This is a genomic window from Streptomyces sp. NPDC006510, assembly GCF_040611955.1.
In the GTDB taxonomy this organism is placed as follows: Bacteria; Actinomycetota; Actinomycetes; order Streptomycetales; family Streptomycetaceae; genus Streptomyces.
Map to the genome: position 1 here is coordinate 1 of NZ_JBEXPH010000305.1, position 6,978 is coordinate 6,978.

The following is a 6,978-nucleotide window of genomic DNA, read 5'->3' on the forward strand; positions in this document are numbered from 1 at the left end:
GGTGGAGCCCCGGAGCCGGAAGGCCGCTGCGGGGGCCCGGCCCGCGCTGTCGGCCCGGGGCGGCGCGGGGCTTCGGAGCCTCGGGGGTCTCCCTGCCCGGCGCTGCCACGGGCTTCCGCTGCCGGTGACGTCTCCACCCCGGTCTCCCGTATTCCCTCCCTGCCCCTTTCGGCACACATGCCGATGCCCCGGTCTCGTGGTCCCACCATGTGTTCGGTGGGAGCGCGAGACCGGGGCGTCGGAGGATGCGGCCGGTGCCGCTCGGCTCACCAGCGCTTCAACTCGGGGAAGAAACCCGGTATCTCGGTGGCGCGACCGGTGCGCAGGGCGGTTCGGTAGATGTGGTAGCCGACGGCCAGGTCGAGGACGCCGAGGCCGAACGGGGAGAAGACGGTGGGGCGGTCGTGGGCCAGGGTCACATCGCCGCGCAGCACGTCGGCCAGCGTGCCGTCGATGAAGTCGCGCGTGCCATGCTCCATCTCCGTCAGATGGGGCGAGGTCTGCGCGGTGAGGCAGTGGTCGATGTCGTCCAGGACGTTGTGGCACTTGATCATGACGGTGGGGTGGATGTCGCGCAGGGACAGGTTCAGGATGAGCTGGCCCGGCAGGAGGGTCTGCCGGTCCGTCAGCCAGGGCGCCGGCGCGGTGGTGGCGAGGATGACCAGGTCGGCGGTGGCCAGGGCCGCGTCGATCTGTGCCACGGTGCGGGTCTGCCAGCCGTGGGTGCCGGCGGCGTAGGCGGCGAAGGTCTCGGCGTACGCGTCGACGTGGTCGTGGACCAGGCATTCGCGGACGTTGGTGCCGCGCGCCGCGAGGAAGTCGGAGACGGTCCGGCCGATGACGCCGGCGCCGACGAAGAGCACCGTCTTCGGGCTGTCGCCGTCGGCGAGGGTCTCCACCGCGAGCGCGGCGGACGCCGCGGTGCGGGCGGCGCTGATGCCGGACGCCTCCAGGCAGGCGAACGGGTAGCCGGTCTCGGCGTCGTTCAGCAGGAGGACGGCGGAGGCGCGCGGCAGGTTCTGGCTCACGTTCTGCGGGTAGCTGGCGATCCACTTGAGGCCGGAGACCGGTGTGTCGCCGCCGAGGTGGGCGGGCAGAGCGATGATCCGGGCGCCGGGATCGTGCGGGAAGCGCAGGAAGTGGCTGTTGGGGTTCACGGTGGCCCCGCGGCTGTGCTGGAGGTAGGTCTCCCGTACGAGGTCCAGGACGTCCGACGGCGCGGAGCCGATGACATCCTGGGCAACGGAGCCGTCGATCACGTGGAAGGTTGACATCGGTGGTTGCCTTTCGCGGACGGGATCAGGTGAGGACGCCGAAGTTCCGCTCGACCCAGTCGTTGTTGTAGACAGTGCCGAGGTAGCGCTCGCCGAGGTCGGGAGAGATCGCGGCGATGCGGGAGCCGGCTGGGATGGTGTCGGCGTGGCGGCGGACGGCGGCCAGCACCGAGCCGGTGGAGCCGCCGGTGAGCAGGCCGTGGGTGCGGGCGAGCAGTCGGCATTCGCGTACGGCGTCCTCCTCGGCGACCAGTACCACGTCGTCGGCGAGGCCGGGTTCGAACAGTTCGGGGATGCGGCTGGCGCCCAGTCCGGGGATGCGTCGCGGGCCGGGTGCGGCGCCGAAGATGACGGAGCCGAGGGCGTCGACGGCGACGATCCGGGTGTGCGGCGAGAACTCGCGCAGGTATTGCGCGCAGCCGACGAACGTGCCGGTGGAGCCGACGCCGATGAACAGGTAGTCGAGATGCTGGACCGTCTTGAGCAGGGTGCGCGCGGTCTGTTCGTAATGGGCGCGCGGGTTGGCCGGGTTGGCGTACTGGTTGAGCCAGACCACGGTCGGGTCCGCTTCGATGTGGCGCCGGATGTGGGCGATGCGGGACTGGAGGAAGCCGCCGTTGGCATCGACGGTGTCGACGACGACCACCTCGGCGCCCAGGGCACGCATGTGATCGATGCTGGTGGCGTTGGTGTTCGGGTCGACGACGCAGGTGAAGCGGTAGCCCTTGGTGGCGCAGATGGAGCTGAGGGCGATACCGAGGTTTCCGGACGAGGACTCGATGACGCGGGCGCCCGGCGTGAGGACGCCGCGGTGCTCGGCGTCCTCGATGAGGCTCAGCGCGGTCTTCAGCTTGACGGAGCCGGCCGGGTTGAGGCCCTCGATCTTCAGGAAGAGGTCCGAGCCGGGCACCATCCGGGGCAGCAGGACGAAGAGGTCGTCGGTGACCAGCTCGTAGGTGTGCTCGTAGATCATGACCGGGGCTCCCAAAGGTCTTCGGGGCCGGTCTCCTCCGCCGCGTAGCGGCCCAGTGCGCTGACAGCCATGCGCAATTCCAGCGCCATGGCGTCCAGCAGGCGTTCGAGGCCGTTCTCGGGGTCCTCGTCGGCGGCGATCAGTGCGGCGCGGCCGAGGCCGACGGCGCGGGCGCCGAGGGCGAGCAGCTTCACGGCGCGGATGCCGTCCCAGACGCGTCCGCTGGCGAGGAGGGTGCGGCCGGCGGGGTCGACGCGGCGCAGGCATTCGGCGAGGGGCAGTCCGACGTGGCCGAGGAAGCCGGTCGGGGCCCAGCCGGTGCCGCCCTCGGCACCGTCGACGGCGACGGCGTCGGCGCCGGCGTCCCAGGCGATGGTGGCGGCTTGGCCGATGTCGCGGCCGGGGAAGAGCTTCACCCAGCAGCGGGCGCGCGGGTAGTTGTTGCGCATGAGCTGGATCTGCCGACGGAAGATCTCGTCGGTGAAGGTGCCCGGGCTCGCGCAGCGCAGGATCGAAGAGGCGCTGGGGCCCAGCCGTTCGACGGAGTACTGTCCGGCGAGGTCGGCCGCGACCGCTTCGCTGATCATGGTGAGGCCGCCGAGGCCGGGCTTGGCACCCTGGCCGACCTTGAGTTCGAAGCCGAGGCGGCCGGTGGTCAGGAGGCCGGTGACGGCGGGGTCGCTGTAGACCTGGTTCCAGACCTCGGAGTCGGCGTCCTCGGTGCTCTGCTGGACGCAGATGCCGCCTACGCCGTCGGGGAGTTCCTCGCAGTACGCCTGGACGCGTTCCAGCAGGCCCTTGCGGTGGTCGTCACCGCTGGAGCGGAAGCCGTTCATGGGGGCGACGTTCTCGCCGATGACCATGGGGATGCCGAGCCGTCCGGCCTGGCGGCTGAGGGCGAGGCTGGTGCCGGTGACGCGGGTGGAGCCGAGCGCCGACAGGTAGACCGGCAGCGGGGCGGTGAAGCCGCCGAGGGCGGTATCGAGCCGGACATCGGAGTGGAGGGGTTCGCGGCCGAGGTCGATGAGCTTGGCCAGGCGGCCCGGCATGAAGACGGGCGGGGCCAGGCGCAGTCCGTCGATCTCGTCGCCGGCGGATTCGGGGGCGGCGCCGAAGACGGCGGTGCCGTAGCTGTTCAGGGGCGGGAAGACGGCGGCGGCGCCGTCGCGGGCCCGGGCGCGGACGGTGTCCTCGGGCAGGCCTGGTGCAGCCAGCTGGGTCACGGCGACACGACCCCCGCGATCTTCGGGAAGGCTGTGGTCCGCCAGACGGAGTCCAGGCCGGTGACCCAGCGGGTCAGGCGCTCCAGGCCGATGCCGAAGCCGGCGCTGCTGGGGATGCCGTGCCGGGCGACGTCGAGGTACCAGGCGTACTTGGAGGGGTTCTCGCCGGTTTCGCGCATCCGGGTGACCAGGGCCGCGTAGTCGTACTCGCGTTCGCTGCCGCTGCACAGTTCGCCGCAGCCCTCGGGGGCGATGAGGTCGAAGTTGAGCAGGGTGCCGGGCTCGGCCGTGCTCTCCTTGTCGTAGAAGCCGCGGGAGCCCTTGGGGTAGCCGACGATGAAGAACGGGGCGTCTGCCTGGCGGGAGATGCGCTCCTCGGCCTCCCACTCGATCTCGGTGCCGGCGGCCTGCGGGTACCCGTCGCGGCGCAGGCCGTCGACGACCTCGCCGTGCGGGACGCGGGCGAACGGCCGGGCCACGAGGCGGCGCAGGACGTCGGGTTCGCGGCCGAGGACGGCGAGGTCGTCGCCGCACTCGTCGACGACGGTGGTCACGGCGTGGCGGACCAGCCGCTCGGCGACGCCCATGGCGTCGTCCCGGGTGGCGCCCGCGTACTCGACGTCGATCTGCCGGAACTCGGTGAGGTGGCGGTGGGTGCTGCTGGTCTCGACGGGTTCGAGGCGGACGTTGGGCGCGACGAGGAAGATGCGGTCGAAGGCCAGCAGCGATGCCTGCTTGTAGAGGATGGCGCTGGTCATCAGCTTGTAGCGGTGGCCGTAGTAATCGACGTCGACCTGCTTGGCGCCGCGCGAGCCCGGGTCGGTGACGGGGCCGATGACCGGGTGGGCCATCTCCACGGCGCCGTCGGAGCGCAGGAAGGAACGGGCCCCGGCCATGAGTGCCTGCTGGATGCGCAAGGCCGCGTGGGTGCGCGGGTCGCGCAGGTGTTCCAACGGTGACGGCAGTGCGGCGGCCTCGGGTGCCGGCGGGAGATCTATCTGAAGTGTCATGTCTGTCGTGTCCTGTCCTGTCGTTGCCGGGTCGGGGGCACCAGCCACCGGTGGCGGAGGGCGCCGGGGCGGGGGCCGCTCGGATCAGCTCGCCCTGTCGAGGCGGGCGGCGGGGTCGTCGTAGCGGTTCTTGACGTGGTTGAGCGCTTGCAGCAGTCCGGACGAGGTCAGCCGCCGGGACGGCTGTGCGGCGGTGGGCCGGCCGAGCGGGAGCGACCCGGTGCGGGACCACTCCAGCCGGCCGCGGTCGGAGATGAAGCTGCGGGTGCGCCCCGCGTTGTCGGGGTGCAGGCAGAAGGGGACATCGAGGTAGCCGTGGGCGAAGGCGCGGATCAGGGCCTGGCCGAGGTCGTCGTGCAGGTTCAGGACGGCCTCGACGAGGGAGCGGGCCTCCGCCTCGATGCCGGTGGACGGCGGCGGAGCGGCCGGCCGCGTGGTGTGGGCGGCAGCGGCGGCGGTCTCCAGCGCGATGACGTTCTCCTCGACGGAGGGGATGCGGGCCGACTCCGCCGGTGTCTTGACGATGAGCCGGGTGGCGCCGGTGCGCACGGCGAGCCGGGCGGCGTCCGCCACGAGCCGCAGCGCACCGTCCCAGGTCTCCGGGTAGACGCCCATGTACGCGTAGACGACCACGTGCCAGGAGGTGTCCGGGAGTTGGTCGGCGGCGAGGGCGCGCAGCGCGTGGACGGCCTCCTCGTCCTGTTCGCGGCTGGTCTGCTGGGCGTAGCTGAGGGAGATGCTGCGCAGGCCGTGCTGGCGGAAGAACATGGCTTCCAGGACGGAGAGGGCGACGAGCAGGGAGGGCGGGCAGAGCTGGCCCAGCATGCAGCCGCCGAAGGTCTCCAGATGCGGTTCGGTGCCGGCCTCGCGCAGGGCGGCGAGCCTGCGGCATGCTTCGGCCCAGGCGCGGACCGAGGTGGCCAGCGGGGTGCGGCCGTAGGGCAGGCAGTAGGAGACGGGGCCGCCCTCGGTGGCGTCGAGTCCGGCGGCGATGAGGGCTTCGACGATCCGGCCGGGCCGTGCGGAGCCGTGCCGTACCTGGACAGGGAAACCGGGTCCGTGGACGCCGTCGAGGAGACCGGTGGTGGTCTCGATGGGCATGCTGACCAGCGGATAGCCGTTGAGGTGGTGGTCTTGGGCGACGGCGCGGGCGGCGGCGGCGTAATCGCCGACGCGGGTGAAGCTGTCCAGGGTGAGGGTGCCGACGGTGGTGGCGTCGGCGGCGCGGGTGGCGATCAGGCCGGTGCGCATCCGGGCGGGGTCGGCGAAGCCCATACGGGGCTGCACGACGAGGCTGCCGGTGCGGGCGGCGTCGGCAATGAAGCGGTGGAAGGCGCCGCCGGCGGGGGCGGGTTCAGCGGACGGCATCGGCATGGGACCTTCCGTGCCGGTGCCCGGCCAGGGCGTCGAGCAGGGTGAGCAGTCCCGGGACGGCGTTCGCGCCGGTCAGGACGGCGTCGAAGCCGGCGTCGGTGAGCGAGGCGTGGACGTCCGGGGCGATGGTGCCCGAGGTGTCCAGCTTGCCTCCGACGACGAGCGACACCCTGGCCAGCGCCGGCACGGCGCGCACCGCACGGGCCAGGCCCGTCGCCTCCTCGGCGCCGTGCCCGTTGACCGTGCTGACGACGATGAGGTCGGGCGTGCGGGCCGTGGCCTCCTCGATCAGGACGCCGACCGGGACGCACGCGCCGAGATTGGTGACCTCCCAGCCCTGTTCCTCGAGCAGTAGTTGCAGGAAGAGCAGGTTCCAGGTGTGTGAGTCCGAGGCGATGGTGGTCAGGACTGCGTGGTGCGGGCTGTCCGGGGGCTGGCGATGCGGGTACACGACCGGCTTTTCCTCTCGACACCGTGATGGGGCCGCGACCGCTGCGATCGGGCCGGGTACCCGTGAAATCGCCCTCCTTGGGGCGTCCGGGCTGTGCACTAGTGACGCCGTCCATGGTGGCCAGCGGTGATCGCAAGCGGCACTGGGCAGTTGTGACCAGCCCGAGGGGCGTCATTTGTGTCCACTGGGGTCGCGCGTCCGCGCGTCCTAGCCTGCTCGTCGCGGACGTTCGGCGCCGGCGGTCGCGGTTTTGTCGCCGCCACGGTCCCCGGCCCGCCCGGAGGCCCCCGCCCTGTCTCTCGCCGCGCGCCGTACGACGTGCCGCCCGTGAACCGCTTGTACCGCTGACGATGTCCTGACGATGGGGAGTGAACGGTGGCTGATCACCAGCTGGGGGAGTGGCGGCACGCACTGGCGGGCCTCGAGCCGCTGGAACTGCCGTCGGACCGCCGGCCGTCGGACGACGGACCGGGCCTTGCGGACCGGGTCCCGTTCGACGTGCCCGCCCGCACCGCCGACGCGCTGGCCGCGCTGGCCCGCGACCGGGGCGTGGAGCTGCCCGCTGTCCTGCTGACGGTGTTCCACACGCTGCTGGCGCGGCACGCCGGCCGGGGCGACGTCCCGGTGGCGGTGCCGGCGGACGGCACGCGGGACACGGATGCGGCGACCGTGG

At 72.3% G+C, this 6,978-nt stretch carries 7 protein-coding genes; 1 reads left to right on the top strand and 6 read right to left on the bottom strand.

Annotation, left to right across the window (positions count from 1 at the left end; translation table 11 throughout):
- Window positions 1-266: 266 nt before the first annotated feature.
- The 6 genes from sbnB to ABZY11_RS41700 form a co-directional block, all read right to left on the bottom strand.
- Window positions 267-1,274 carry a 2,3-diaminopropionate biosynthesis protein SbnB gene (gene sbnB / locus ABZY11_RS41675; RefSeq protein ID WP_356484161.1) on the bottom strand — a complete coding sequence of 336 codons (1,008 nt, stop codon included), beginning with the start codon at window positions 1,272-1,274 and terminating at the stop codon, window positions 267-269.
- Window positions 1,275-1,299: 25 nt separating this feature from the next.
- Entirely contained in the window at window positions 1,300-2,247 is a 948-nt protein-coding gene (gene sbnA / locus ABZY11_RS41680; RefSeq protein WP_356484162.1) for a 2,3-diaminopropionate biosynthesis protein SbnA, read from the bottom strand.
- Window positions 2,244-3,470, bottom strand: a complete 1,227-nt coding sequence (locus tag ABZY11_RS41685) for a glutamate synthase-related protein (RefSeq protein ID WP_356484163.1) — start codon at window positions 3,468-3,470, stop codon at window positions 2,244-2,246. Before ABZY11_RS41685 ends, sbnA begins: the two co-directional genes overlap by 4 nt.
- Window positions 3,467-4,480: an asparagine synthetase A gene (locus ABZY11_RS41690; protein ID WP_356484164.1), complete on the bottom strand. Its 1,014-nt coding sequence runs from the start codon at window positions 4,478-4,480 to the stop codon at window positions 3,467-3,469. The genes ABZY11_RS41685 and ABZY11_RS41690 overlap by 4 nt, the downstream gene beginning before the upstream one ends.
- Before the next feature lie 84 nt (window positions 4,481-4,564).
- Window positions 4,565-5,848 (bottom strand): methylaspartate mutase, encoded by a 1,284-nt coding sequence (locus tag ABZY11_RS41695; RefSeq protein ID WP_356484165.1) that lies wholly within the window; start codon window positions 5,846-5,848, stop codon window positions 4,565-4,567.
- The gene (locus ABZY11_RS41700) at window positions 5,835-6,305 is read right to left on the bottom strand and encodes a cobalamin-dependent protein (RefSeq protein WP_356484166.1); all 471 of its coding nucleotides are present in this window, start codon (window positions 6,303-6,305) and stop codon (window positions 5,835-5,837) included. Before ABZY11_RS41700 ends, ABZY11_RS41695 begins: the two co-directional genes overlap by 14 nt.
- Before the next feature lie 375 nt (window positions 6,306-6,680).
- Between ABZY11_RS41700 and ABZY11_RS41705 the strand changes: the two genes are divergently transcribed.
- Window positions 6,681-6,978 (top strand): condensation domain-containing protein (locus tag ABZY11_RS41705; RefSeq protein WP_356484167.1); only part of this gene is annotated, 298 nt, incomplete at its 3' end.